The following is a 24,654-nucleotide window of genomic DNA, read 5'->3' on the forward strand; positions in this document are numbered from 1 at the left end:
CTCCTCAGCTCAGCAGGTCGGTCAGGTCGGCGTCCTCGTCGCGCAGGACGTCCGGATCGGGGGCGGCGCCCGCGGCGATCAGCTCGCGCGCCACCGCGACCTCGCCGCCGCGGTCGACGGCGAACACGCCTCGCAGCACGCCCCCGGCCAGGTAGAACGCGGCGAAGTCGAAGTCCTCGACCCGGCCGCGCACGACCAGCCGGTCGGCGCCGCCGGTGAACCCGGCGCACTGCAGGTTGCGGTCGAACTGGTCGGACCAGAACCAGGGCGGCGCGGTGTGCGCGGTCTCGCGGCCGAGGATGGTCTTGGCGACGGCCATGCCCTGCGCGTTGGCGTTGTCGAAGTGCTCGGCGCGGATCCGCCGGCCCGCGAGCGGGTGGTGGAAGACGGTGACGTCGCCGGCGGCGTACACGCCCTCCTGGGTCGTGCGGCAGTACTCGTCCACGACGATGCCGCCGGCGATCTCGACGCCGGTCCCGGCGACGGGTTCGACGTTGGGCACCATGCCCGCGCCGACCACGACCAGATCGCCCTCGACGGTGGCGCCGCCACTGGTGGTGATCACGGCCGCGTCCGCCGTCTCGCGGTACGTCTCGACCTTCTCGCCGGTGCGCAGATCCACGCCGGCGTCGCGCTGGAGGGCGGCGAGCGCGTCGCCCACCGGCTCGCCGAGGACGTGCCCGAACGGCTGCCCCGCCTGCTCGACCACGGTGACCTCGGCGCCCAGCGCGCGGGCGGTGGAGGCGACCTCCGAGCCGACGAACCCGGCGCCGATGACGATGACCCGCGCTCCCGGCCGCAGCTCGGCGCGCAACCGGTCGGCGTCGGCGACGGTGCGCAGGTAGCGGACGCGGTCGCCCGCCACGCCGGGCAGCCGGCGGGGGCGTCCTCCGGTCGCGACCAGCACGACGCCGGCCGTCTGGACCGTGCCGTCGGCGTACTCGACCGCGCGGTCGGCGGGGCGGATGGCGGCGACCCGGGTGCCGGTCCGCAGTTCGACGGCGTTGTCGGCGCACCACCTCGGGGTGAGCAGGAACAGCTCGTCCCGGTCCTGGTCGCCGGCCAGGTAGTCCTTGGACAGCGGCGGCCGCTGGTAGGGCGCCTCGGGCTCCTCCCCGACCAGGGTGAGGCGGCCGTCGAAGCCGCGGCGGCGCAGCGTGCGGGCGGCGACGGCGGCGGCCTGCCCCGCGCCGACCACGAGGACGGACTCGATCATCACGACTCCTTGGTGGGGACGCGCGGCCGCGGGTCCACGTAGACGGTCCCGCCGTCGACGCGCACGGCGTAGGTGGGCTGGCACTCCTCGCGGTCCTCGACGCGGCCGGTCTCCGGGTCGATCTTCCACTGGTGCCCGGGGCAGATCACGCGCCCGTACAGCAGGGTGCCCTTGGTCAGCCGGCGCTGCTTGTGCACGCACAGGTCGTCGAGCGCGTACACGGTCTCGCCGACCAGGAACAGCGCGATGTGCCGTCCGGCGACGGTGACCGCGAGCCGCCGGCGGCGGCGCACGTCCGCCAGGGCCGCGGCCTCGACCCAGTGGTCCGTCGTCATCTCTCTCCGTTCCGTTCCTCGTTGCGGGGCGGTCCGCCGCGGACCCGGCCCCGACCCGCTCCGGGTACCGCGCGGGGCGGGTCCGGGTGCTGCGGGGCCGGGCGGCGGCGGGACGCGCCCCACCGCCGCCCGGCCGCGGCCGGTCCGTCAGGCGCCGGACCCCACCAGGTCCGGCTTGACGTAGTAGTCGTAGAGGCCCTGCGTGTAGGAGAAGCGCATCTCCGCGCCCCACCGGCACATCTGCAGGCAGCGCTGCTGGAGTTCCGGCGTGTCGGCGTGGTCGAGCACGATCTGGTAGCCGCGCTCGCCGTGCACCACGTCGGAGGTGATGTGCAGGTCGAAGAACTCGATCTCGTCCTCGGTGAAGCCGTACACCTCGCGCAGCGGCACGATCTGCTTCTTGTAGATGCTGGGCACCTGCGACTCCAGCCCGACGACCAGCGCGGCGGTGGCGACCACGAAGTGCTCGCGCATCGCGACCGAGTAGCACCACGCCTGCAGGCCGCGGGTGATGGGGTTCATGTTGGCCGGGTCCTCGACCCGCTCACGGGTGGTGCCGCACGCCTCGGCGAACCGGATGAGGAGGTCGGTGTGCCGGATGTCGGCCAGCTCCTCCTCGTACATGTTCTGGAGGGTGAAGTCCTTGGCGCCGGTGAACTGGTCGGGGGTGTTGGCGTAGACGTAGCCCAGGTAGTCGGCGAACGGGCCCACGTAGTGGTAGTGGTTCTCCGCCCAGCGGGCGAAGTGCTCGCGCTTCAGCTCCCCTTCCGCCCAGGCGCGGCTGAACGAGGCGTTCTTCGCCTCCCGCCCCTTGATGGCATTCTCGAGTTCCTTACGGAATTCTTCCTTGGACAGCAGTTCCGCCATTTTGGGCTCCTTTCTCTCCGTCAAGCTAAAAGCGCGCCGGGGTCGCCTGCCATGGCCGGAGCGCACAGCGCCGGGCGGATCCGGTGTGCACCTTGCACGAGGCGGCGCCACGCCCCGTCCCGGGGTCGCCGTGACGCCGCCGGTCACGGCGAGATGTAGACGCTCTTCTCCTGGGTGTAGAAGAGCATCATCGATTCACCGGCCTGTTCCTTGAATGTCTGCGTGCTGGATTCCTTGAGGCCGCCGAAGGGCACGGTCATCGCCATTCCCGTGGTCGGCTGGTTGACCTTGACCAGGCCGCTGCGGACGCGCGCGGCGAAGGTGAGGGCGCGGTCCAGGTCGCGGGTCACGATGCCCGCGGAAAGGCCGTATTCGGTGGCGTCGGCGAGCGTGATCGCCTCGTCGAGATCGGCGGCGCGCTGGAAGGCCAGCACCGGCCCGAAGATCTCCTCGCGGGCGATCCGCATGTCCGGGGTGACGTCCGCGAAGACGGCCGGGGTCACGAACAGGCCCCGGTCGAGTCCGGGCCCGTCCGGCCGGCGTCCGCCGGTCACGAGCTTGGCCCCTTCCTCCTCGCCGACGCGCACGTACTCCAGGACCTTGCGGAGTTGGAAGTCGGCGGCCAGCGGGCCCATGTCGACGCCGGGGCGCATGCCGTCGCCGACCGTCCGCGCCTCGGCCAGCCGGACGACCCGTTCCAGCAGGGCGTCGTGGACCGATTCGTGGACGATGACACGGCTGGTGCCGGTGCACGCCTGGCCGCTGAGCCCGAACGCGCCCTTGGCGACGATCTGGGCGGCGCGGTCAAGGTCGGCGTCTTCCAGGACGATGACGGGGTTCTTACCGCCCATCTCCAGCTGGCAGCGCCGCGACGGCCCGACCGCCGCGTGCACGGCGCGCCCGGCCGCGGTGGAACCGGTGAACGTCACCGCCGCCACGTGCGGGTCGGCGGCGAGCGCGGCCCCCGGCTCCGCGCCGCCGTGGACGAGGGCGATGACGCGCGGCGGCAGTCCGCCCGCCAGCAGCGCCTCCACGAGCCGCTGCGCCATGAGCGGGGTGACCGGCGAGGGTTTGAACACCACCCCGTTCCCGGCGGCCAGCGCGGGGCCGATCTTGCGGGACGGGATGTTGAGCGGGAAGTTCCACGGCGTGACGGCGCCGACCACGCCCACCGGCTCCCGGCGGGTGTAAACCAGCCCACCGTCGTCCGCCGGATAACTGCGGCCCGTGATGCGCAGCGCCTCGCCCGCGTAGTAGCGCAGGTTCTTGGGCGTGCGGCTCGTCTCGATCGCCGCCTCGGCGCGGGTCTTGCCCTCCTCACGCACCAGTTCGGCGGTGAGCTGCTCCGCTCGTTCCTCCAGCCACGCGGCGGCGGCCTCCAGCACCGCGGCGCGGCGCTCGGCCGGCGCGGCGGCCCACTCGGCGGCGCCCTCGGCGACGGCGGCGACCGCGGCGCGCATGTCGGCGGCCGAGGAGTCGGGGAACTCGCCGACCACGTCGTCCTGGTCGGCCGGGTTGCGGCGGGCGAAGGTGCGGCCGCCGGCGGCGGGCGTCCACTCCCCCGCGACGAGGTTGAGCCCGGTGTGCGGTCGGGTCTGCATGCTCAGCGGTCCTCCACAGGGATGTCGCCGGCCGGGGCGAGGGCCAGCGCGGTCAGTTCCACCTCCACCGGCGCCCCGCCGGGCAGCGCGCGTACGCCGATGGCACTGCGGGCGGGCGGCGCGACGTCCGGGGTCAGCTCCGCCAGCGCGGCCGAGGCGCCGTCGGCGACGGCCGACAGCGCGGTGAAGCCGTCCGCGCAAGCCACGTACACCGTCATCCGCAGCCAGGTCCGGACCCGCCCGGGGCCTCCCGCAGCCGCGGCCACGGCGGACACGGCGTTGCGCGCGGCGATCCCGGCGGCGTCGTGTGCGGCGACGGCGTCCACCTCGCGGCCGACCAGCCCGGTCACGCTCAGCTCCCCGTCGCGGCGCGGGGTCATGCCCGCGCTGGCCACCAGCACGAGTCCGGCGCCGAACGGGGCGACGACGGCGGGCGCGTAGTCGCCCTGGGGACGCGGGGGCCGCGGCAGGGCCCGATCTTCGGCACCGCGCTTGTCAGACACCGAGAGCCACCCCGTCCTGGCGTGGGTCGGAGGCGCCGAGCAGCGCCCCGGTCCCCTCGGCGACCGAGATGATCTGGGCGCTGCCGCCCGCCGCCCACGGACCCTGGACCCGCACGTCGTGGCCGAGCTCGCGCAGCCGCTGCAGGCGCGCCGCGCCGAGCCGGGACTCGCACCGCAGTTCCGGCGGCTCGCCGATGACGTCGGCGTCGCTGCCCGGGTGCGCGGTGAAGCGGGGCGCGGCCACGGCGGTGGCGGGGTCGAGGCCGTGATCCAGCAGGTGGGACAGGAGCTGGGCGTTCCACTGGACCTGCCCGTCCCCGCCCGGGGTGTTGCCGACGTGCAGCAGCCGCCCGTCGTCGCCGGTGACCAGCCAGGCGTTCAGGGTGTGCAGCGGGCGCCGCCGCGGCCGGACCTCGTTGGGATGGCCGTCGATGAGGTAGGCGCCGCGGCCGAGCCGGTTGTTGAGGACGACGCCGGTGCCCGGCACCGTGACGCGGGCGCCGAACGTGAAGGCCAGCGAGTGGATGAGGCTCACCGCCATGCCGTCGCCGTCCACCGCCGCCATGGACGTGGTGTCGCCGTCGACCGGCACGGCCGGGGTCGCGGGGGCGGGCAGGTCGCCGGCGAGCAGGCGGGCGCGGGCGGCGGCGATCGCGTCGGGCGCCAGCAGGCCGCGCCAGTGGTCGTTGTCGGATCCGCAGCCGGCGAACCGGTCGGCGAAGGCGAGCCGTGCCGCGCTCGCCGACCGGTGCACCGCCTCGGCCGACAGCCAGGGCAGTTCCGCGAGGCGCCCGTCGTTCAGCGCGATCTGCTGGAGCACCATCCAGCCCGGCGTGGGCGGCGGCGTCTGGTGGACGGTGACGCCCCGGTACGAACCGGTCAGCGCATCGCCCACCAGCGCCTCGCCCGTCGCCGCCCACTCGTCCCCGCTGAACGGGGCGCCCGCGGCCGCGAGCGCGGCGACGGCCCGTTCGGCCGGCTCACCGGTGTAGAAGGAGGCGGGGTCGGCCGCCAGGCGCCGCAGGGTGGCGGCGAGCTCGGGTTGCCTCAGCGGCGTCCCGACCGGCGGCGGCGCGCCCGCGGGCAGGAAGACCCTGGCGGTTCCCGGGTCGCGGGCCAGCGCCTCGCGGCGTTCGACGATGTCGTCGCGCGTCTTGTAGGTGCACGGCACGCCCCGTTCGGCGGCGTCGGCGGCAGGCGCCCACAGGCGCGGCAGGTCCCAGGTGGCCGCGTCGGCGTGCAGCGCGGCCAGTGCCGCGACCGCCCCGGGGACGGCCACGGCCAGCGGGCCCTCCAGCGGAACGGCCGCCAGGCCGCGCTCGCGGTAGAAGCCGGGGGCGCCGCCGTCGGGCCCGAAGCCGCTGCCGCCGAACGCGGTGACCGTTCCGTCGGGACGGCGCAGCAGCGCGAACGCGTCGCCGCCGACCCCGCACTGCCCCGGCAGGGCGAGCCAGGACATCGCGGCCATGGCCAGCGCCGCGTCGACGGCGTTGCCGCCCGCATCGAGGACCGCCGCCCCGGCCCGGCTGACCGCCGGATGGCTGGAGGCGACCATTCCCCGCGTGCCGACCGTGGGGCCGCGCCCCTGGCACCCGAACTCCGCCGCCGCGGATGCTGCTGGTTCTGCTGCCATGCGCCCAGTGTCGGGCGACGGCCCGCCGCGCCGACATGGACCGAATGCCGAAGATCGGCGGGATTCCTTGGGCAGTCCGCACATCGGACGGCGCGGATCCGTTCCCTGTGCGGGCGCTCCGACACGGTGCACAAAACGACCGGGTCGCGGCTGTGCACGTTCCTCATTGTTCACCGGCCGGCAATCGACCAGATTCTCTGCAACCGCTCACGAACCTCCCGCCCCTGCCCCCCAGGTTCGACAAGGAGGTGGTGGCGTGCAGCCAGGCGCCGCCCACTGGGTCTTTCTGTCCGGGATCGTCCTCATCATCGGGGTCATGATCGCTCGCAGGAACGTCGTCGTCCCCGCGATCGCGGCGACCTTCTGCACCGCCCTCGCCTACGACGGCGACCCCGTCCGCGCCCTGCAGGCGGTGTTCAACGCCAGCCTCACGGCGGCCACCGAGCTGTTCAACATCTTCCTGATCATCGCCCTGGTGACCGCGCTGCTCGGCGCGCTGCGCGGGCTGGGCGCCGACCGCCGCATGGTGGAGCCGTTCCGGCACGTGATGCGCGGCGGGCACTCGGCCTTCTGGGTGGTCGCCGGGATGACGTACCTGATCAGCCTGTTCTTCTGGCCCACGCCGGCGGTGCCGCTGATCGGCGCGGTGCTGCTGCCGGCGGCGATCTCGGCGGGGCTGCCGCCGGCCGGCGCCGCCCTGGCGATGGCCGTCGCCGGTCAGGGGATGGCGCTGTCCAGCGACTACGTCATGCAGGTCGCGCCCGGCCTGTCGGCCAAGGCGGCCGGGGTGGGCACCACCGAGGTCGCCGACCGCGCCATGGTCCTGTCCCTGATCACCGGCGGAGTCGCGCTGGCGCTCGGCTACCTGATGACGCGGCGCGAGATGCGCGAGCCGGACGTCCGGCACCTGGTCCGCTGGGAGGCCGGCGTCACCGATCCGGAGGTCCGGGGCAGGCGGCGGTTCCCGTCCCTGCGGCGTCTCACCGCGGCCGCCGGAGCGGACGACGCCGGACGGATCGACACCGCGGCCATCGCCCCCGGTACGGCCACGGCCGTCCCCGGCACGGACGCGGCCGGCGGAACCGACCCGGCCGTCGAAGCCGCCGCCCCCGCCGCGGCGACAGCCGTCATCGACCAGGACCCGCCGGACCGTGGAACGCCGGGCGCCCCGGCCGGCGACGGCGCCGACGCGGCCCCGGCTCCCGGGGACGGCAACGAGCGGCGTTCCAAGGCGTTCGCGCTGATCGTGCCGCTGGCCCTGGCCGGGCTCGTGGGCTACATGATGCTCGGCAAGTTCACGGGTCTGGTCCCCGAGGTCGTGGGCGGCGACGCCGCGGCCCTGGTCGGCGGCGTGACCGTGCTGCTGCTGATCACGGCCGCGCTGTCGCTGGACGGCCGCGGCTGCCTGGAGTCCTGCGCCGAGCACATCGTCGACGGGCTGGTCTTCTCGGTGAAGGCGATGGGCGTGGTGATCCCGATCGCCGGCTTCTTCTTCATCGGCAACGCCGACTTCGCCGGGAAGATCATGGCGCTGGAGGAGGGGCGTCAGGCGCCCGGCTTCCTGTTCGACCTGGTGACCCGGATCGAGAGCGCCATCCCCGACGGCGGCCTGGTCGTCGGGTTCGGGCTGCTGCTGGTCGGCCTGGTCACCGGGCTGGACGGGTCGGGCTTCGCCGGGCTGCCGCTGACCGGCTCGCTGGCCGGCACGCTCGGCCCCGCCTCCGGCACGGACCCCGCCCTGCTGGCCGCGATCGGGCAGATGGGGTGCGTGTGGTCGGGCGGCGGCGTGCTCATCGCCTGGTCGTCGCTGCTCGCGGTGGCCGGGTTCGCCCGCGTCCCGGTGCTGGACCTGGTCCGCCGTTCGTTCCTGCCCGTCATGGCCGGCCTCGTCGTCTCGACGGCGGTCGGTATCGCGATCTTCTGAGGAGTCCGTTGACCGCCACCACCGGACGGGAGCGGCCCGCACAGGCCGGGCCGGTCCCGTCCCCCGGCCGGGGCCGCGCGACCCGGGCGATCCTGCTCGTCGCGCTGACCTTCGGCGCGGGCACCACCGACATCGTCGGGTTCCTGGGCATGCACCAGGTGTTCACGGCCAACATGACCGGCAACATCGTCCTGTTCGGGCTGGCCGCCGGGGAGGGCGCGGGGGTCGATCTCGCGCGCTGCGGCGTGGCAACCCTGGCGTTCGCGCTCGGCCTGCTGCTCGGCTTCCTGCTGGCGGGCCGTGCCGGCGCGTCCCTGCTGTGGCCTCCGGGAGTGACCCGCGCCCTGGCCGCCGGGCTGGTCCTGCAGACGGGCTTCCTGGCGGGCTGGGCGGCCGCGGACGCGCGGCCGGACGGCTGGGCGCTGCTCGCGCTCATCGCCCTGTCCTCCGCCGCCATGGGCGTCCAGACCGCGGCGGCGCGCAGCCTGGCCGCCGACGGCATCACCACGACGTTCGTCACCGGGACGCTCACCTCGGTGATGGGCGCCCTGGCGGTCGGCTCGACGGCCGCGGCGGGACTGCGCACGGCGGTCATCGTGGCGCTGGCCGCCGGTGCCGCGGCGGGCGGCGCTCTGATGGGACCGGCCCCACTGGTCGCCGCGGGAATCAGCCCACTGATCACCGCAGTCGCCATGGCGGCCGGATTCCGCCTGCAGCGCCTACCGTCCTGAACCACGCGAGCCCGGCGCCCCTGCGCCTCGTCGCCGCCCGCGCACCGGACCCCGTCGCCGACCGAACCTGCGGATCGAGGTCAGTAGAGGTTCTTTTCGGCGTCCAGGGCGAGGGTCTCGTCGATCGCCGCCACGGACATCTTCTTGATCCCCAGGTGGTCCTTGGCGATCCGTCCGAGCGAGGGCAGGCTCTTGCGGTCCGGCCAGGTCTCCGGTTTCCACAGTGACGAGCGCAGGAACGCCTTCGCGCAGTGCATGTACAGCTCTTCGACGTCGACGAGGAGCGCCAGCCGCGGCCGCCTCCCCTGGACCGTGAGGTCGTCGAAGAACGGCGCGTCCGACACCAGCGCGGCGCGCCCGTTCACCCGCAGTGTCTCGTTCATCCCCGGCACGATGAACAGCAGCGCGACGTGCGGGTTGTCCAGCACGTTGCGGAAACTGTCGACCCGGTGGTTGCCGGGGCGGTCGGCGAGCACGAGCTGGTGGTCGTTGAGGACCAGCACCGACCCGGCGGGGTCCCCGCGCGGCGAGACGTCGCAGGTGCCCTCCGAGTTCGAGGTCGCCAGTAGCACGAAGGGCGAGTGCGCGATGATCGTGCGTGCGTGCTCGTCGATCCGGGCGATGTCCTTGTCCCAGATGTTCTGCGGCGGCTCTTCGACGATCTCCCGAAGCTCGGCCTCTGTCGTCACCTTGCGAATCTCAGCAGGCTGCACCCCCCGAATATAAGGTAAGCCTCACCAGCGAGCCCGCCGTGCCGCATCCGGCACTGCGAAGACGCGGCTTCTTGGAGCCGCCCGGACGGACGAGTCTCCAGCCGGGAAAGGCGCCCGCCGATCGCATCGGTGGGCCCTATGGCGAGCCCTTGCGGACGTCCGGCCAGGTGGCGGTGGCGTCCCCTTCCGCCGCGGCGGCGAACTCCGCAGGGATCGGAAGCGGTCGTTTCCCGCGACGGGCGTGGCGACTGGCGACATACAGCATGACGAGGCAGATGACACCGAGCATGACGGCCAGCCAGTACTTGTCGAACGCATTGCGGTCGGCTTGGAGCACGGAAACAGGGTCGTCCGGGTCGTAGCGGACCCTGACGGTCTCCTGTGTGACGCGCCTCTCCGCGGATCCGTTGGCCACGTCGCGGCGGCCGCGCCCCCGACCGACCCGCACCTGACGGAACCGCCGAACCACTCGATGACCGGCATCCACGTCCGCCCAGCACGACGTGCCCCCTCCAAACCGCGGCGGGTGGTCTTCGCCGCCCGTCGCCTGTCAGCCGTTGGCGATGCGGACGATTCCGGTCGTGGTGCCCTGGTAGACGACTCCGGGGGTGGTGGTGCCGACCATCTGGAGGGTGTCGTAGAGGAAGCCGGTGCCGAGGGGCTTGGTGCGGACGATCGCGCCGGTGGCGGGGTCGATCTCGGTGTAGACGTACGTGTCGAGAATCGAGGTCCAGGTCGTGCCGGGGATGAGCGGCTTGCGGACGACCGTGCGGAGCAGGCCGTCCGCGGTCGACAGGCGCGGGACGGCGGCGGAGCGGACGACGGTGTCCCAGGCCAGGGTGCAGCCCGAGGCGGTGACGTTCACGCGCGACAGGCCGCCGGTGAAGTCGGCGGACGCCGGGACGCTGGTGCCGGCGTCGTCGGGCAGCGCCGGATAGGGGTAGCCGTAGGTGCCGGCGACGAAGACCGCGCTCCCGGCGGCGACCGGCGAGTTCTCGCTGCCGCTGCCGCCGGCCTTCAGAACGGGCACTTTGCAGAGCCGCCGCCCCGTTGCACTGGCGTACACGAGCAGGTTCACCGTCGGGGCGGCGTTGTCGACGATGGTGAGGTAGCCGGTGCCGTTCGGGCCGAAGAAGGTCGGGGTGGAGCCCGACCCCCAGCTGAGCTGGCCCGGCTTGCGGCCCGGCCCCCGGTCGTAGGGCTGCCGCCACACGACCGAGGGCGTCCCGGCGGCGTCGGCGCGCAGCAGATAGGTGGCATGGGTGGTGGTGACGGCGGTGCCCTCGGGCGCGGTGGAGATGCTGTTGGCGATCTTCTCCCCGGCCGGAAGCGCGACGGACCTCACGACGCCCGTGGTGTCGTCGGCGGTGCCCACGACGCCGCCGCTGGTGGCGAACCACACGCGGCCCTGCCAGTCCGGAGAGAGCCCGACGACCGAGTCGTCCCCGGCGACGACGGCGTCCAGGGGCAGGCGGCTCGCCACGTAGAGCTCCCAGCCGTCCGAGGAGGTCTTCCGGTGGCCGATGCGCAGCAGGTCCCGGGTGCCGTCGACGACCACAAGGCGGTCGGCGTGGTCGAGGTAGGCGTAGACGCCGCCGAGCAGCGATCCCTTGGTGAGGCCGAATTCGGCGACGGAGTCGCCGGATGCGGGGTCGAGCAGGTGGACCGTCGGCGCCTGGCCGAAGATCTCGGTGCACAGCGCCACGGGGTACCCGTCCGCACCGGCCAGGACCGTCGGGCAGGCCGAGGCGAGGGCGACACGGCGCGAGGTCAGCGGCCCGGCGTCGGGCCCGGGGAGCGGAGTGGCGTCTGAGGACCCGGTGTCGCCGTGCATGGTGGCGGTGCCGAGGGGGCCGGCGTAGGGATTGCGGGGCGGCAGCGGCTCGAAGGGGCCGGCCGCGGACGCGGGCGACGCGGGCAGGGCGACCGCGGCCAGCAGTGCGACGATGACGGCGGCGCGGGTCAGGACGGCACGGAACGAGACGGTGGGACGCAACAGCACTCCCGGAGGGTGACGGGACCGCGGGGCGGCCGCCGGACGATGGGCACGCGCCGATGATCACATAACTATACTTTGCATACCGTTTGTATAGGGATCGTCGCCGCAGCACGCAGGCATCGAGTGCCGCACCACAAGACCTGAGCTGCATGTTCGCCTCAAAGTGCTCGGTCAACGCTACGGACGACAAGACCCCGAGCACCCATGGCGAGGCCGCGGACGGTCGATGTTCGCCCGTCGTTCGCTCCGAGGCACCGGGCATGGAAGTGCACCTTCGGAGATTCCGATTGTCTGCGGCCTTCCCCGCGCCGGGAAGAGCGCCGCGAGAACCGATTGGAGTGTCGACGCACCCGACTCCAGCGCGCTCGCCGCGACTCCGCCGCCGCATCGGCGTGCGGCACTTCGGTCGAAACGGTAGATCCCGACCGGCAAGTAACTGTAAAGTCTCTTTACAGAGAGCGCTCTCACGATCTGCCCCCGCCCCGCAGGGATCGTTATGAGACTCACCGTGCCGACCGGTGCGGCGGTGTTCGCCGCCGCACTCGTCTTCCCGTCCGCGGTCGCTCAGGCCGCCCCGCCCGATGATCCTCGTCCGACCCCCGTCCCGCCCGGGGTGTCCATGCAGCAGGCGCTGCAGCGCGACCTGCACCTGACCGCCGCGCAGGTGCGCGTGCGCCAGGCTCACGAAGCCGCGGCGACCCGGGTCGAGCGCCGGATGCGCACCCGGCTGGCCGGCCGGTTCGGCGGCGCCTGGTACGACGCCGCCCGGCAGCGGTTGGCCGTCGGCGTCCTGAACGCCAGGGACGCCGGCCTCGTCAAGGCGGCCGGCGCGGAACCCGTGCCGGTCCGGCGCACCGAGAGACAACTGGACGCCACGAAGGCGCGGCTCGACCGGGCCGCCAAGGCGGCAGGCAAGGACGTCTACGCCTGGTACGTCGACGTGGCGGCCAACACCGTCGTGGTGTCGGCGGCCGATCGCGCCGCGGCGGAACGCTTCGCGAAGGCCGGCGCCGTCGACACCGCGGCGGTGCGCATCTCCGTCGGCCAGGCGGCCCCGCACCCCGTGTACGACATCCGGGGCGGCGACCAGTACGTCATCAACGGCAACGTCCTGTGCTCGGTCGGGTTCTCGGTGAACAACGGCGGCTTCGTCACCGCAGGCCACTGCGGGCGCACCGGGAATCCCACCCTCGGCTACAACAACGTCGGCCAGGGCACCTTCGCCGGTTCGTCGTTCCCGGGCAACGACTACGCCTGGGTGCGGACGAACGGCGACTGGACGCCGCGTCCCTGGGTGAACGACTACGGCGGCGGCAACGTCGCGGTCGCGGGCTCCCAGGAGGCCCCGGTCGGCGCGTCCATCTGCCGGTCCGGGCGCACCACCGGCTGGCGCTGCGGGGTCGTCCAGGCCAAGAACGTGACCGTCAACTACTCCGGTTCACTGGTCGACGGGCTCACCCAGACCACCGCGTGCGCCGAGGGCGGCGACTCCGGCGGCCCCTATGTGTCCGGCGACCAGGCGCAGGGAGTCACCTCCGGCGCGTCGGGCAACTGCACCACCGGCGGCACCACGTTCTTCCAGCCGGTCAACGAGATCCTCGGCGCGTACGGCCTGACCCTCACCACCACAGGCGGCGGAAGCACCAGCCGGATCATCGGCTGGCAGGACAAGTGCATCGACGTGCCGAACTCCAACGGCGTCGACGGGCAGCGCCTGCAGCTGTGGGACTGCAACAACACCGCCGCCCAGAACTGGACGTTCCCCGGCGACGGCACCATCCGCGCCTTCGGCCTGTGCATGGACGTCGCCTGGGGCTCCACCGCCAACGGCGCCGCCATCCAGCTCGCCCGGTGCAGCGGGAACCCCGCACAGCAGTTCGTCCTCAGCGGCGCCGGTGATCTGGTCAACCCGCAGGCCAACAAGTGCGTGGACGTCACCGACTGGGGCGGTGCCGGCACCCCGCTCCAGCTCTGGGAGTGCTCCGGCGGCGCCAACCAGAAGTGGCGCCGCGGCTGACCCGTACGAGTCCGTCATGACGGCCGGGGGCGGTGCCGCACACATCGCCCCCACGATTCTCATGGAGGCCCGCCATGTCACAGAAAGTGAAGAGATCCCTCGTGACAGGGACGTTGAGGTCCGCCGGCCGGAGACTGCTCACCTGGCTGGCCGCGGCCACGGTCACGGTGTCGGTCACCGTCGCGACGGGGACGACGCAGGCGCACGCGACCGGACCGGACCTGCTGCCCGTCACGGTCACCAACAACACCGGGCGCAGTGAACCGGTCTACCTCTACGTCCTCGGCAAGGACACCCGGCCCGGCGGCCGGCTGGGCTACGTGAACCAGAGCGGGGCGTTCTCTCCCTGGCCGGCCGGCTCGCTGCCGCCGTCGCCGGCGCCCGACGTGTCCATCCCCGGCCCGGCCAACGGCGGCCGCACGACCATCTACTTCCCGCGCTTCCTGTCGGCCCGGGTGTACTTCTCCATCGGGGAGAAGCTCAAGTTCTTCCTCACCCCGGACGGCCTGGTGCAGCCCGCGCCGTGGGCGGCCGGGGACCCCAACCGCGACATCCTCTTCGACTGGAGCGAGTTCACCTACAACGACGCGGGCCTGTGGCTCAACAGCACACAGGTCGACATGTTCGCGATCCCGCACGCCGTCAGCGTGACCGGCGCCAACGGGGTGACCAAGCGGACCGGCGACCTGGTAGACAACGGCCGGGACAAGGTGATCAACGCCATCAAGGCGCAGCCCGGCTGGGCGAACACGGTCCACACGCGCAACGACGGCACGGTGCTCCGGGTGCTGGCCCCCGGCAAGGCCGCCGACGCAGGGCTGTTCGACAGGAACTACCTCGCCCCCTACATCGACAGCGCGTGGAACGCCTACACCGGCAAGACCCTGACCGTCGTGCCGTTCCGAGACCAGCCGAACGTGAAGTACTTCGGCCGTACGTCCGGGAACGTCATGAACTTCACCGACGCCTCCGGCAGGCAGGTCCACTCGATCAACAAGCCGAGCACCGCGGACGTGTGGGGCTGCAGCGGCGCCCTCTTCGCACCCAACGACCAGGTCCAGGGCCCGATCGCCCGCACGGTCTGCGCGGCGCTGCACCGCTCCACCCTCGGCACCATCGACACCCAGCCCAGCTACGACCCGGCCGAGTTCTACCGCGGCTCGCTGACCAACCACTACTCGCGGATCATCCACGCCAACATGGTGGACGGCAAGGCGTACGGGTTCCCCTTCGACGACGTCGGCAACTTCGAGTCGCTCGTGCACGACGGTGACCCGCGCTCGGCCTCCATCACGCTGACCCCGTTCGGTGCGGGCGGCTCCCCCGGCGGTGACACCAGTGCGCTGGTGAGCAACTGGAACAACAAGTGCATCGACGTGCCCGGCGCCAACTTCAGCGACGGCGTGCCGCTGCAGACGTACACGTGCAACGGCACCGCCGCGCAGCGGTGGACCTTCACCGGCGGCACGCTGCGCACGCAGAACGACAAGTGCATGGACGTGGCCTGGGGCTCGCGGGACAACGGCGCAGTGATCCAGATCGCGAACTGCAGCGGAAACCCGGCGCAGCAGTTCGTGCTGAGCGGGGCCGGTGATCTCGTGAATCCGCAGGCGAACAAGTGCGTCGACATCAAGGATTGGAACGGCAACGACGGCGCTGCCCTGCAGTTGTGGGAATGCAACGGCGGCGCCAACCAGAAGTGGCGCCGCGGCTGACCGGTAGGAGTCCCGCGTGACGGCTGGGGCGGTACCACAGCACGTACCGCCCCAGCCCTGACCGTCCATATCCCCCCGGATAGCCGACCTGGCGAGCCGGGTGCCGGATCATCTTGTCGTCACACGAAAGCCACCTCCCCACAGCAAGCCGTCCGCGCCGGTGAAGCGCATCGGAGTAACCGCCCCCACTCGGCCTCGCCCTCTGAGACGGCGATTCGCCGTCAACAGAGACCGCCGCCCTCAAAAGAAACGTGGACCTCTTGACGGGGCTCGCCCTCGCCGTCGCAGACCGCCCACGCAGAAGCCGGCACCGTCCTCATCGCCATCCGCGTCTTGTGCGAGGACCCGTCACGGCAACAGGCCCAGCCTGCTGACGGGAGTCGACTCCCCCGGCACTCTCTTCAAATCGCCAGATATGTGCCCATTGACCGTCCCCGCGACAGCCTGGCCGGCCTGTCGGCGTGCTGCCCGTCAATGCGCCGCCAGCGACCATCAAGAGACGTGAACCACGGCTACGCCACGACCAAGGCGCCGGCCCAGAGCCTATCCATCCCAAAGGTCACCGGTCGGCCGTAGCCGAGGAGGGCCGCAGTTGGAAAGTGAGTGCGTAGAAGTGGCGGCAGGCTAGTCGCGCGTGTGGATCATGCAGGACGTGGGTCGTCGTCACCAGCTGACCGACGCCACATGGGCCATATGGAAGGCCGTTGGGCGGGCGGGGCGCCGACATCTCAACTGGCGGCGGCAAGGCGGTCCAGCCACTCCCTCAGGAGCTGCTGCTCGGCGCTGCTGAGGGTCGTCTGTTCGGGCAGCGCGGCGCGCAAGGCGCGGGCGGCGCCTGCCGGGCCCGTGTCCCGCACGGCAGGCTGCTGGTTGGTGACGGCGGCGACCATGGATTCCCGCAGCGTGGTCAACAGGGCCGGGTCGCGCCGGTCCTCGGACAGGGACAGCCAGGTGAGCACTGCGCCGCGCCCCGTCGCATGGACGATCTGGGCTGCGAGTTCCTCGTCGACCCGAAGCAGGCCGTGGGCGGCGAGGCGGCGGATACGGCCCATCAGGATTTCCATTCCGGCCCTGAAGGCGGCCGAGTTTGTCCTCGTGGGTTCGCTGTACATGAGTGTGTACAGCGCGGGATTGGCCAGCCCGAACTCGACCGCGGCGTCCCATCCGGCTCTCAGGTCCTCGATGGGGTCCGCTGGGTCCGGGGCGACGACCTTGGTGGCGAGAAACGCGGCGAAACCGTGTTCGGCCAGCGCGTCGAGCAGCCCGTCCTTGTCACCGAACAGTCGGTAGATGGCCGGCGGCCGCAGGCCCGCCGCATCAGCGACCGCGCGGGTGGTGACCGCGTCGCGCCCCCCGCGCGCCAGCAGTCCGATGGCGGCCTCGATGACCCGCTGCCGGGTCTGTTCGCGGCCCCGCGTCGCGGCGTCGGCGGCGCGGCTCCCACCATGCGGACGTTGTGTCATGTAGCGACGATACAGCATTCATGGTTCCACTGTTTGTATCAGTGATACAGTCAGATCGTTTCCATTGATACAAACCTTGAGGAGCGGTGCATGTCCCACCGACTGCGGATCATCGCGCTGGAGGAACACGTCGTCCTGCCCACGGTCATGGAGGCCTGGGCGCGGGCCGGAGTGCCGGAACTGCCGAACCTCGGGTTCGGCGACACCCCCGTCGCCCAGCGACTGCGCGACACGGCGGACACGAGGCTGGCGCACATGGACGACCAGGGAGTAGACGTGGCAGTGCTCTCCATCTCGTCACCTGGTGTGCAGAACCTGCCTGCCCCAGATGCGGTCGCCGTGGCCCGCGACACCAACGACCAGCTCGCGGAGATCGTGGCCGGCAACCCCGACCGCTTCCAGGCGTTCGCGGCGATCCCGACGCAGTCGCCGTCGGCCGCGGCCGAAGAACTGGAGCGGGCGGTCACCGAACTGGGCTTCCCGGGCGCCATGCTCTACGGACGCACCGGATCCAAACTGGCCGACGACCCCGTGTACGACGAGCTTTACGCCGCTGCCGAGCGGCTGCAGGTTCCCCTCCACTTCCACCCGCAGATGCCCGTGCAGGCGGTGGTCGACGCTTACTACTCGAACATCGGTCCCATCGGGACCGCGCTGGCAGGGCCTGCGATCGGCTGGTACTACGACCTGGGCGTGCAGTACCTGAGAATGATCTTCTCCGGCGTCTTCGACCGATACCCCGAACTCCAGGTGATCGCTGGTCACTGGGGAGAGGTCGTGCTCTTCTATCTCGACCACACCGGATACTTCGCCGACGCCGGTGGCCTGGCCCGCCCGCTCGCCGACTACTTCAAGCAGAACTTCTGGGTCGCCGGCAGCGGCACCGTCAGCCCCCGCTACCTCCGCTGGACAGCAGAAGTCGTAGGGACCGAACGGATGCTCTACTCCACCGACTACCCCTTCACCTACGGCTCCCGCCCCGGCGGCTTCCCCTTCGTGGACACCAGCGACGGCGTCGCCCGCTCCTTCCTGGAGAACGCCCCCTTCACCGACGAGCAGAAGGCCGACATCGCCCACCGCAACTGGGAACGCCTCACATCCCACGCCACAAATCTCAACCACTGACCCTCAACACCCCGGCAGCAGACCCGCCATCCCCAATGGCCGGAAGCCTCATCCTGAAAGCCGTGAGCTGCCTATCCGCCATGCAGTGGGAGCCCGCCCCGATGGGTCTGATGCGTGACCCTGGCGGCAGCTCTCCTGGCGAGACGTTCTCGTATGAATCCGAGATGCACAGCACTGGCCGTCTGGCGTTCCGCCCCTACGGTTGAGGAAATCAGAGATCAGCCAGCGCCTGCGCCCACGCCGACCCCGGAGACAGATGCGTGTTGTGAACCAGCACTACTCATGACAGCGGAACGAGCTTCGGCCCAGCACAGCAAAGAGCACAAGCGCACGACAATGAGGGTGGCGCGCATCCACGACTTCGGCGGGCCGAGGTGATCCCCTATGAGCCGGCGCCGTCCTGCCCCTGGACCAGCCAAGGCGTTGGTGTGTGTCGCCCCTGCCGGGTTCACCCCCGTCAGACGCCAACTCCCAGGCCGGTTACTTGCGGAACTCGTCCAACTAAATCTCCCAATCACTCCCGGCTGGGCCTCCTACGGCACCATGGGGCGCCTGGTGAATTGCATCTGAGCCCGATCTCGTCTCGACTGTCGGTCGGGTCTGCGCTTCGCCTGGCGGCTCAGCGGAGTTCGTTGATGCGGATCAGGTTGCCCGCGGGATCACGGACGGCGCAGTCACGAACGCCGTACGGCTGCTCGGTCGGCTCGTGGACGATCTCGGCGCCGCCGGCCCGCAGCCGCTCGAAGATGCCGTCGAGGTCGGCGGTGGCCAGGAGAATGCCGGCGTAGGTGCCCTTGGCCATCATCTCGGCGATGGTGCGGCGTTCGTCGTCGGTGATGCCCAGGTCGGCGGCCGGGGGCTCCAAGACGATGGACGTGTCAGGCTGACCAGCGGGACCGACCGTGATCCAGCGCATCCCGTCGTATCCGACGTCGTTGCGGACCTCGAAGCCGAGGACATCGCGATAAAAGGCCAGGGACGCATCCGGGTCGTCATGCGGGAGGAAGCTCGCGTGAATGGTGATGTCCATGGCAGTCACGCTAGGTGCCGCTCGCTGACCGGCGCTTCTCGAATCCTGATCGCTCTGCTTGCCCGTTCCAGCCGTGGAAGCCCCCAGGACGGCGACTCACCGAAGGGCCAAACTCATGCTGGGCGCCTAGCCGACATTTGCGCGTTACAAACGAGCCCCTCAGCCTCCGGCGCCGCAGGCCGATCCGGTCGCCGGACACGACGCAGCGGCGCGAGGTCGCGTGAGCACCGCGTCCGTGGCAGGTCGCTGGTCAGCTGCGAAAACTGCTCTCCACGTGTGCGCGCGGGGCTCGGTCAGGCGCCGCCATAGGTTGCAGGCGTTCGCCGGTAAGGTGAAGCGCTCAGCGACAAGGTCGGCGGCGCTGCCCCCGACGACGATCCAGCCAGCGCCGGGACCGGTGGGCGTGAGCCATGTCCGCCTGGTGGCGCTCGATGACGAAGACCGACTTGCCGGAGCTGGCGAGCCGGTCGAGCAGGCCGAGCGACCGCTCGACGTCGGCCAGGTTAGGTCGTTGATCGGCTCGTCGAGGAAGCCCGACACCGCCGAACTTGATGAGGGCGTGCACGGCCGACGTACGTACCCCGCCGACGTTGAAGAGACGCCAGCCGCCCCTTCGGGCTCAACGCGGACGTTCTGGAGGTTGTTCTCACACAGCGTCATGCACGCGGCTCAAATCGTGGCCGTCAGCGACATGCAGCACAGACAACTGCGCGGCCGTTTCCCAAGGCGTCGCTTACCGTGTCCCCAGCCGCCCGGGGCCACCTTCCCTGTTCCCTTTCAGCCGACCTTCGGGCCTCGACGCTGACGCTCTCGAAGTTGTCCTCACACAGCGCCGTGCACCCGGATCAAAGCTGCCTGTCAGCAACATGCGGCACAGACGACAGCACGGCCGTTCCCCAGGGCCATCGCTAACCGTGTTCCCAGCCGCCCAGGGGCCACCTTCCCGGTTCCGTCGGCGTCGCTTGGTGCAGTCTGACCAGCTTCGAGCAGTACGTCTGGTGGGTCTTCGCCGGCGCGGTGGTGGCGATAGTCCATCGTCCACTGATCGGCGATGTCGGCCGGGATGATGCGCCCGGTCCAGCGACGTCCGTCTGGCGACGCCGGCCGACCTCGTTCGGCTGATGGAGCCGCTGGGGCCCGCCGATGCGGCAAGCGCGGAGGAGGCGCCAGGCCCACGAGCGGCTGTCGCACATCAGCTCGCGGCCGGGCATCTCGTCTCCTCGCGCCACCCGAATGCGGCGCGAGGAGACGCGGAACCTACCAGTACGGCGTGGCGGGCGCACGCAGGTTGAAGCTGGTGCGCCTGACGAGCGGTCGCCCCGCTCCGGCGGCAGCGCGCCAATCTCGAGGATCGACCTCACCCTCGGTCATGGACACGTTGCGCCTTGGCCAGCAGCGGCGCCTCACCGTCCAGTCGAAGGCGGCACCGGGTACGGCGCACTGTCCGGCAAGGCGCTGGCTCCCAGACGTCCGTGTTGTGGGCGCCGAAGCTTCCTGTCGCGGCGCGCTGAGCGCGGGAGCGGGGCGCGGCGGTCAGCGGTCCTGAATGAGCCCGAGGACATTGCCGTCGGGGTCGGTGACGGTGGCCACCAAGCGGCCGCCGCCGACGTCGTTCGCGGGATCCTTGACGGTGGCGCCTGCGGCGGTCAGCTCGGCCAGCTTCGCCTCGATGTCGGACACGTGCCAGTAGGCCACCGGGGAGGTCAGGCCCTGCGGTCCGCCGCCCGGCACCAGCCCGATGTGCTGGCCCTCGGCTTCGAAGCCGACGTAGTAGGACCCGTCGGTCTGCGGCTGGATGCCGAGCAGGGCGGCGTACACCTCCTTGGCCTTCGCGAGGTCGGACACGGGATGCAGCACGGTCTTGATTCCCTGGGTGGAAGAGCCGGTCATGGTCACTCCTGAAGTCGCGGGTCGCGCAGACCCGGTTGTCTTGTCGAACGTCGGGATGAAACGGGAGGCCCCGAGATCAGTGTTCGGCCTGGTCAGCGGGGCCGCCGTGTTTCAGCCGCACTTACGTTAGGCGCGGCTCCGTGCCCCGCGCTTCTCGAATCCTGACCAGTCTGCTCACCTGTTCCGCCGGGCACGACGGCGTTCCCGCCCGCGCGCTGAGATCGCCACGACGGGCGGCGGGCCTGATGGTGGCCTGCGCGGAGCTGTCCGGGGCGGGGTGGAGGTGTTGAATCGTGAGGCCGCGGGTGATGCGTGTTCACCGTGTCGTTCTTGCCGCAGTTCGTTCTGGCATCGGTGCCCGCAGGGCGGCCGGTGTTCAAGGGGTTTGCGGTGGCGATGCCATCGCGCGCTTGATACGCCACGTCATCGGGTTCCCGCACCCACCGTTGGCAAGCCGTGACTTACGGCCGGGTGCCCCGCCGACACTTGCACAGGCGCTGCAGGGCAGAACTCCTCGCGGTGCCTTCATGTCGAACCATTAATGCTGGTGGACGGTGTTGAGGATCGGTGGACGCGGTGGTTTGCCGGGCCCACGAAGCGTCGTGACGACGCGAGTTGCGGCCTACTGCCGTCCAGGCGACCTTCACCGCGCGGACGGCCTCGCGCCGCTCGCCATGCCCTTGCCCGGACGCACTGCAGCCCCACGAGCGCCTGGCCGTGCCCGAGGGCGCCCGCCTCAGCCGCCCCCGCCACGCCGCCAGGTCCATCTCGTCCAGCGGAACACCGTCCACCAGCGCTCGCCCCGACTCCAGCGTCACCAGCACCGCCAGCAGTGTCAGCTTGCCCGCACCCGATGGTCCCGTCGCGCCAGTTGCAATGACACCGCCGCTGCGCGGGGCCGCTCGGCACCGGTGTCCGGTACCCCAGCCGGATGTTGTCGGCCACCGGCGCGGCGAACAGATGCGGGCGCTGCGGCATGGGTGAGCGTGTCGTGGTGGCGTGGACGAGTTGGTGGGGCGTCATCGGCGATGTCGTCGATTACGGCGATCCTTGTCAGGCGGCCGATCACCTCAACCGGCGGTTGACGGCTGCCCGGTGCTGTGGCCGGTTGCGGGACTGGTGGTGCAGGCGCCGGTGGGCTTGAAGGGTTCGGCGAGCTGGGCCAGGTAGCGCACCGGATAGTGGGGTTTGGCGGCCATGCCAGATCGTCGGAGGTGAAGCGGCGGGCGCCGTCGTAGGAGTAGGTGCGCAGCAGGTGGTCCCAGATCAGGGTGAACAAACCGAAGTTGACGTCACCGATGCCGGCCCACTTGAGATGGTGGAAACGGTGGCCCTCGTTGAGCGCCAGGACGTGCTTGGCCGGGCCGATGCGGTAGTCGGCGTTGGAGTGCTGGAGGAGCAACTGCACCGCCACGGCCAGGGCGAGCGCGGAGGCCACGTCGACGGGCAGTCCCGCCAGCAGGAGCGGGGTGACACTGGCGGTCATCTCGATGGTCTGGTGGAGCGGGTGCTTCATCAGCCCGTTGAGGCCGTAGAAGCGTCTCACCGAGTGGTGGACGGCGTGGAAGCGCCACAGCACGCCGATCTTGTGGCTGGCGTAGTGCACCAGGGTGATCCCGGCGTCGGCGGCAAGGACGGCCGCCAGCACTTGCGCCCATATCGCGCGCGACGCCGAGGTCAGGACGGCGGCCACCGCCGGATGCAGCCCGGCCCGCGTGACCTGGGCCCCAAGGTCGTGCGACAAGGCAAGAAGCTGGTCGGTGGATGTGTCGGCTGCGGCGGCGATCCATGCGCTCACCTGATGCCGATCACCTGCCGCCCGAACCCGGGCCGCCACGGCCGTCGCGGCCCTCCCGGCCGGATCCAGGTAACAGGTCGTCCCGTACGCCTGCCCGTCGACGGGGTTCGGAGCCTCGACCGCGTGCACCACCCCGGCCGGAATGATCGCCGCCGCCGCTCGCTGACGGCCGCCGTAGCGGTCCCTGAACACGACCGTGCCGGCGGTGAGCGTCACGACCTGCACCGCGGCGTGGGCGTGCGCCGCCGTGCCGCCAAGACGACCGGCGAAGGACAGCATTCCCGGCTCCAGGCGGGCCGTGCCCGCCCACCCGGCCGCCTGGTCAGGGTCAACGACGGTCATCGCCGCACGCGCCCCCGCCACCGTCGCAGAACAGCCAGCCCTCCCGAGCGTCTTTGCCCTCCATGACGGCGAAGGTACGCCGACTCTGCCTGGTTCTCACACTCCGCCCCCTGCGCCGAACTCTTTCCGCCTGGGGTTGATCACCAATGTGGCGAATCCGAAGGCGGGGGTCGCGGTTTCGTTCTTGCCGCAGTTCGTTCCGGTGTCGGTGCGGGCGGTGGCCGGTGCTGCTGATGCTGGTGGGTTTGGCGGTGGTGTGGGCGCTGGTGGCTCAGGTGGCGGCCGGGCGGGACGGCGGTTCTGGGAGTGTTGCATTCTGTGAGCCTGGGTTGGCGGCGACCGGCCCCGCTCTTGGCGAAAGGGGAAGGCTTCCGCCTCACAGAGCCGAGGCGTCAAGCGGTCGTCCGCGCAAAGTGTTCAGGTCGTCCAGCAGCAGCGTGTGCCCGGCGGGCTCGTCCAGCAGCGGGACCGCCAGCCGCAGACCTCCTCGGCGTGCACGTCGCGGCATGGGACTCGCGGACCTTCCTGCGGTTCTGTGTTGCCGCCGGGCACCGCCACGCCGACGCCCTCTCAAAGCGGCAGGTCAACGGCATCGACGAGCTGCCGTGGGGCCACAGGATTCGACGTGGCGTTGCAAGCCTGTGGCGGCCACACACCGATGCGGACAGCGCGCAGACAGGATCGTGCGCAACACCGCGTGGTCGTCCAGAGCGGGGCACGGCAGCAGGGCTTACCTGGATCCGGTCGGTGAAGCCGAGCCGCCGGTTCGCCGCGTCTCCCCTGCTCCAGGCGTTGGGACGCGGATGCCACCGAGCAGGACGAACCCAGCGAATGTGATCGGTGTCACAATCCGGCCATACCAAGCTAGCGCTTGTGTATTGATGAGCTCGCCGAGCGAGGCTTACTTTCGTTGCGAATCCAGATCGGCGACGCAAAGGAGGCGCCAGACCCCGAAGGCTTTGACCGCAACAGCCGACCACGACAGCAATCGGTCCCGAGGCGCGCGGGACCCAACGGCGCCCAGCGACATGGGCGAAACCGAACATCCGTCGGCTTGGCCGACCATCCCACCCGGGTGTTTCACGCGCCCACTCCAGAAAGAGAGACGCATGTCTCGCGTAACGAAGCTGGCCGCGATCACCGCGACCTCCGCCGCCGCCGTCGCGTTGACGGCCACCGCCGCCTCGGCCGACAGCTGGACCAACGGTCCCTTCACGGCCAAGGCCAACTCCAACAGCCTGGTGGTCAAGGTGGGCGGCACCACTGTCGCCACCTGCAGCGGCTCCACCCTGAGCGGCTCCATGACCAACACCGGCGCCTTCTCCGTCACGGGGGCCAACGCCACCGGATGCGGTGTCACGGTCACCCCCACCGGCTTCCCGTGGAGCGGAAGCTTCACCAGCGGCACCACCAAGATCAACGGCTTCAAGATGACCGCTCTCGGCTGCACCTACACCGGCAACCTGAGCGGCCCCTACACCGGCACCGCTCCCCCGGCCACGGTCACCTTCACCAACCAGCCCGTCACGGGATCGGGTCTCCTGTGCGCGAGCAACGTGACCGTCAGCGTCACGTACGTCTTCACGCAACCGTGATCCCCGGATCCGGCTGATCCGGCAACCGTAAGTCCACCCCCTCGCACGGTGACCCCTGCGGCATCCCGCCGCCGGGGTCACCGCCTTTTGGGCATCTCCACAGGGATGGCCACTGACGTGGACGGGCACCGGATATGGAGATTCCCCCTGTCAATAG

Annotated in this window: 21 protein-coding genes; 6 read left to right on the plus strand and 15 right to left on the minus strand. The window is 71.2% G+C overall.

Translation table 11 applies throughout. The features are described 5' to 3' along the window. Positions 1-4 precede the first annotated feature (4 nt). The 6 genes from ABZ801_RS19895 to ABZ801_RS19920 all read right to left on the minus strand — a co-directional run bounded on the left by ABZ801_RS19895 (position 5) and on the right by ABZ801_RS19920 (position 6,155). Entirely contained in the window at positions 5-1,216 is a 1,212-nt protein-coding gene (locus ABZ801_RS19895; protein ID WP_360699563.1) for an FAD-dependent oxidoreductase, read from the minus strand. Then, positions 1,216-1,551 (minus strand): Rieske 2Fe-2S domain-containing protein, encoded by a 336-nt coding sequence (locus ABZ801_RS19900; protein WP_344939786.1) that lies wholly within the window; start codon positions 1,549-1,551, stop codon positions 1,216-1,218. The genes ABZ801_RS19895 and ABZ801_RS19900 overlap by 1 nt, the downstream gene beginning before the upstream one ends. A 147-nt stretch (positions 1,552-1,698) precedes the next feature. After that, on the minus strand, positions 1,699-2,418 hold the full coding sequence (locus tag ABZ801_RS19905; protein WP_344939788.1) for an iron-containing redox enzyme family protein: 720 nt from the start codon (positions 2,416-2,418) through the stop codon (positions 1,699-1,701). A gap of 143 nt (positions 2,419-2,561) precedes the next feature. After that, a complete protein-coding gene (locus ABZ801_RS19910) occupies positions 2,562-4,019 on the minus strand; it encodes an aldehyde dehydrogenase family protein (RefSeq protein ID WP_360699566.1) in 1,458 nt (485 codons plus the stop codon). A 2-nt stretch (positions 4,020-4,021) separates the two neighbouring features. After that, positions 4,022-4,522 (minus strand): RidA family protein, encoded by a 501-nt coding sequence (locus ABZ801_RS19915; RefSeq protein ID WP_360699568.1) that lies wholly within the window; start codon positions 4,520-4,522, stop codon positions 4,022-4,024. Beyond that, a complete protein-coding gene (locus tag ABZ801_RS19920; protein WP_360699570.1) occupies positions 4,515-6,155 on the minus strand; it encodes a gamma-glutamyltransferase in 1,641 nt (546 codons plus the stop codon). The genes ABZ801_RS19915 and ABZ801_RS19920 overlap by 8 nt, the downstream gene beginning before the upstream one ends. 316 nt (positions 6,156-6,471) lie before the next feature. Here ABZ801_RS19920 and ABZ801_RS19925 point away from each other — a divergent pair, with 316 nt between their 5' ends. Together ABZ801_RS19925 and ABZ801_RS19930 are read left to right on the plus strand one after the other, a co-directional pair. Continuing rightward, positions 6,472-8,079 (plus strand): hypothetical protein, encoded by a 1,608-nt coding sequence (locus tag ABZ801_RS19925; protein ID WP_360699572.1) that lies wholly within the window; start codon positions 6,472-6,474, stop codon positions 8,077-8,079. A gap of 8 nt (positions 8,080-8,087) precedes the next feature. Continuing rightward, on the plus strand, positions 8,088-8,810 hold the full coding sequence (locus ABZ801_RS19930) for a DUF1275 family protein (RefSeq protein ID WP_360699574.1): 723 nt from the start codon (positions 8,088-8,090) through the stop codon (positions 8,808-8,810). Positions 8,811-8,890: 80 nt separating this feature from the next. Here the strand turns inward: ABZ801_RS19930 and ABZ801_RS19935 are convergent, their stop codons facing one another. The 3 genes from ABZ801_RS19935 to ABZ801_RS19945 all read right to left on the minus strand — a co-directional run bounded on the left by ABZ801_RS19935 (position 8,891) and on the right by ABZ801_RS19945 (position 11,525). Continuing rightward, the gene (locus tag ABZ801_RS19935; protein ID WP_360699576.1) at positions 8,891-9,499 is read right to left on the minus strand and encodes a pyridoxamine 5'-phosphate oxidase family protein; all 609 of its coding nucleotides are present in this window, start codon (positions 9,497-9,499) and stop codon (positions 8,891-8,893) included. Positions 9,500-9,659: 160 nt separating this feature from the next. Then, positions 9,660-9,860: a hypothetical protein gene (locus tag ABZ801_RS19940; RefSeq protein WP_360699578.1), complete on the minus strand. Its 201-nt coding sequence runs from the start codon at positions 9,858-9,860 to the stop codon at positions 9,660-9,662. 213 nt (positions 9,861-10,073) lie between these two features. Beyond that, complete coding sequence (locus ABZ801_RS19945; protein WP_360699580.1) at positions 10,074-11,525, minus strand: hypothetical protein; 1,452 nt, start codon at positions 11,523-11,525, stop codon at positions 10,074-10,076. Between the two features lie 493 nt (positions 11,526-12,018). Here ABZ801_RS19945 and ABZ801_RS19950 point away from each other — a divergent pair, with 493 nt between their 5' ends. Both ABZ801_RS19950 and ABZ801_RS19955 read left to right on the plus strand, forming a co-directional pair. Next, entirely contained in the window at positions 12,019-13,539 is a 1,521-nt protein-coding gene (locus tag ABZ801_RS19950) for a ricin-type beta-trefoil lectin domain protein (protein WP_360699582.1), read from the plus strand. 101 nt (positions 13,540-13,640) lie between these two features. Continuing rightward, complete coding sequence (locus ABZ801_RS19955; RefSeq protein ID WP_360699584.1) at positions 13,641-15,254, plus strand: beta-1,3-glucanase family protein; 1,614 nt, start codon at positions 13,641-13,643, stop codon at positions 15,252-15,254. A gap of 728 nt (positions 15,255-15,982) precedes the next feature. Here the strand turns inward: ABZ801_RS19955 and ABZ801_RS19960 are convergent. After that, a complete protein-coding gene (locus ABZ801_RS19960) occupies positions 15,983-16,717 on the minus strand; it encodes a TetR/AcrR family transcriptional regulator (protein WP_360699586.1) in 735 nt (244 codons plus the stop codon). A gap of 90 nt (positions 16,718-16,807) precedes the next feature. Between ABZ801_RS19960 and ABZ801_RS19965 the strand changes: the two genes are divergently transcribed. Continuing rightward, positions 16,808-17,842, plus strand: coding sequence for an amidohydrolase family protein (locus ABZ801_RS19965; RefSeq protein WP_360699588.1), 1,035 nt, complete (start codon positions 16,808-16,810; stop codon positions 17,840-17,842). Between the two features lie 619 nt (positions 17,843-18,461). On the opposite strand, the gene ABZ801_RS19970 is transcribed toward ABZ801_RS19965, so the two are convergent. The 5 genes from ABZ801_RS19970 to ABZ801_RS19990 form a co-directional block, all read right to left on the minus strand. After that, entirely contained in the window at positions 18,462-18,872 is a 411-nt protein-coding gene (locus ABZ801_RS19970) for a VOC family protein (protein WP_344941049.1), read from the minus strand. 340 nt (positions 18,873-19,212) lie between these two features. After that, entirely contained in the window at positions 19,213-19,437 is a 225-nt protein-coding gene (locus ABZ801_RS19975) for a hypothetical protein (protein WP_360700408.1), read from the minus strand. Positions 19,438-20,405: 968 nt separating this feature from the next. Then, entirely contained in the window at positions 20,406-20,762 is a 357-nt protein-coding gene (locus tag ABZ801_RS19980; RefSeq protein WP_360699590.1) for a VOC family protein, read from the minus strand. A gap of 835 nt (positions 20,763-21,597) precedes the next feature. Then, a complete protein-coding gene (locus ABZ801_RS19985; RefSeq protein ID WP_360699592.1) occupies positions 21,598-22,902 on the minus strand; it encodes a sterol desaturase family protein in 1,305 nt (434 codons plus the stop codon). A 376-nt stretch (positions 22,903-23,278) separates the two neighbouring features. After that, the gene (locus ABZ801_RS19990) at positions 23,279-23,410 is read right to left on the minus strand and encodes a hypothetical protein (protein WP_360699594.1); all 132 of its coding nucleotides are present in this window, start codon (positions 23,408-23,410) and stop codon (positions 23,279-23,281) included. Positions 23,411-24,011: 601 nt separating this feature from the next. On the opposite strand from ABZ801_RS19990, the gene ABZ801_RS19995 reads away from it, so the two are divergent. Next, positions 24,012-24,497: a hypothetical protein gene (locus ABZ801_RS19995; protein ID WP_344939828.1), complete on the plus strand. Its 486-nt coding sequence runs from the start codon at positions 24,012-24,014 to the stop codon at positions 24,495-24,497. Positions 24,498-24,654: the final 157 nt, after the last annotated feature.

The organism is Actinomadura sp. NPDC047616 (assembly GCF_040642915.1).
Lineage (GTDB): Bacteria > Actinomycetota > Actinomycetes > Streptosporangiales > Streptosporangiaceae > Spirillospora > Spirillospora miaoliensis.

Excerpts from the sequence above, each read along its gene's own strand:
- ABZ801_RS19950 (WP_360699582.1), top strand. The coding sequence starts at position 12,019 with ATGAGACTCACCGTGCCGACCGGTGCGGCGGTGTTCGCCGCCGCACTC.
- ABZ801_RS19970 (WP_344941049.1), bottom strand. The coding sequence starts at position 18,872 with ATGGACATCACCATTCACGCGAGCTTCCTCCCGCATGACGACCCGGAT.
- ABZ801_RS19995 (WP_344939828.1), top strand. The coding sequence starts at position 24,012 with ATGTCTCGCGTAACGAAGCTGGCCGCGATCACCGCGACCTCCGCCGCC.
- ABZ801_RS19980 (WP_360699590.1), bottom strand. The coding sequence starts at position 20,762 with ATGACCGGCTCTTCCACCCAGGGAATCAAGACCGTGCTGCATCCCGTG.
- ABZ801_RS19925 (WP_360699572.1), top strand. The coding sequence starts at position 6,472 with ATGATCGCTCGCAGGAACGTCGTCGTCCCCGCGATCGCGGCGACCTTC.
- ABZ801_RS19905 (WP_344939788.1), bottom strand. The coding sequence starts at position 2,418 with ATGGCGGAACTGCTGTCCAAGGAAGAATTCCGTAAGGAACTCGAGAAT.
- ABZ801_RS19965 (WP_360699588.1), top strand. The coding sequence starts at position 16,808 with ATGTCCCACCGACTGCGGATCATCGCGCTGGAGGAACACGTCGTCCTG.
- ABZ801_RS19920 (WP_360699570.1), bottom strand. The coding sequence starts at position 6,155 with ATGGCAGCAGAACCAGCAGCATCCGCGGCGGCGGAGTTCGGGTGCCAG.
- ABZ801_RS19910 (WP_360699566.1), bottom strand. The coding sequence starts at position 4,019 with ATGCAGACCCGACCGCACACCGGGCTCAACCTCGTCGCGGGGGAGTGG.
- ABZ801_RS19900 (WP_344939786.1), bottom strand. The coding sequence starts at position 1,551 with ATGACGACGGACCACTGGGTCGAGGCCGCGGCCCTGGCGGACGTGCGC.
- ABZ801_RS19990 (WP_360699594.1), bottom strand. The coding sequence starts at position 23,410 with ATGCCGCGACGTGCACGCCGAGGAGGTCTGCGGCTGGCGGTCCCGCTG.
- ABZ801_RS19895 (WP_360699563.1), bottom strand. The coding sequence starts at position 1,216 with ATGATCGAGTCCGTCCTCGTGGTCGGCGCGGGGCAGGCCGCCGCCGTC.
- ABZ801_RS19960 (WP_360699586.1), bottom strand. The coding sequence starts at position 16,717 with ATGACACAACGTCCGCATGGTGGGAGCCGCGCCGCCGACGCCGCGACG.
- ABZ801_RS19985 (WP_360699592.1), bottom strand. The coding sequence starts at position 22,902 with ATGACCGTCGTTGACCCTGACCAGGCGGCCGGGTGGGCGGGCACGGCC.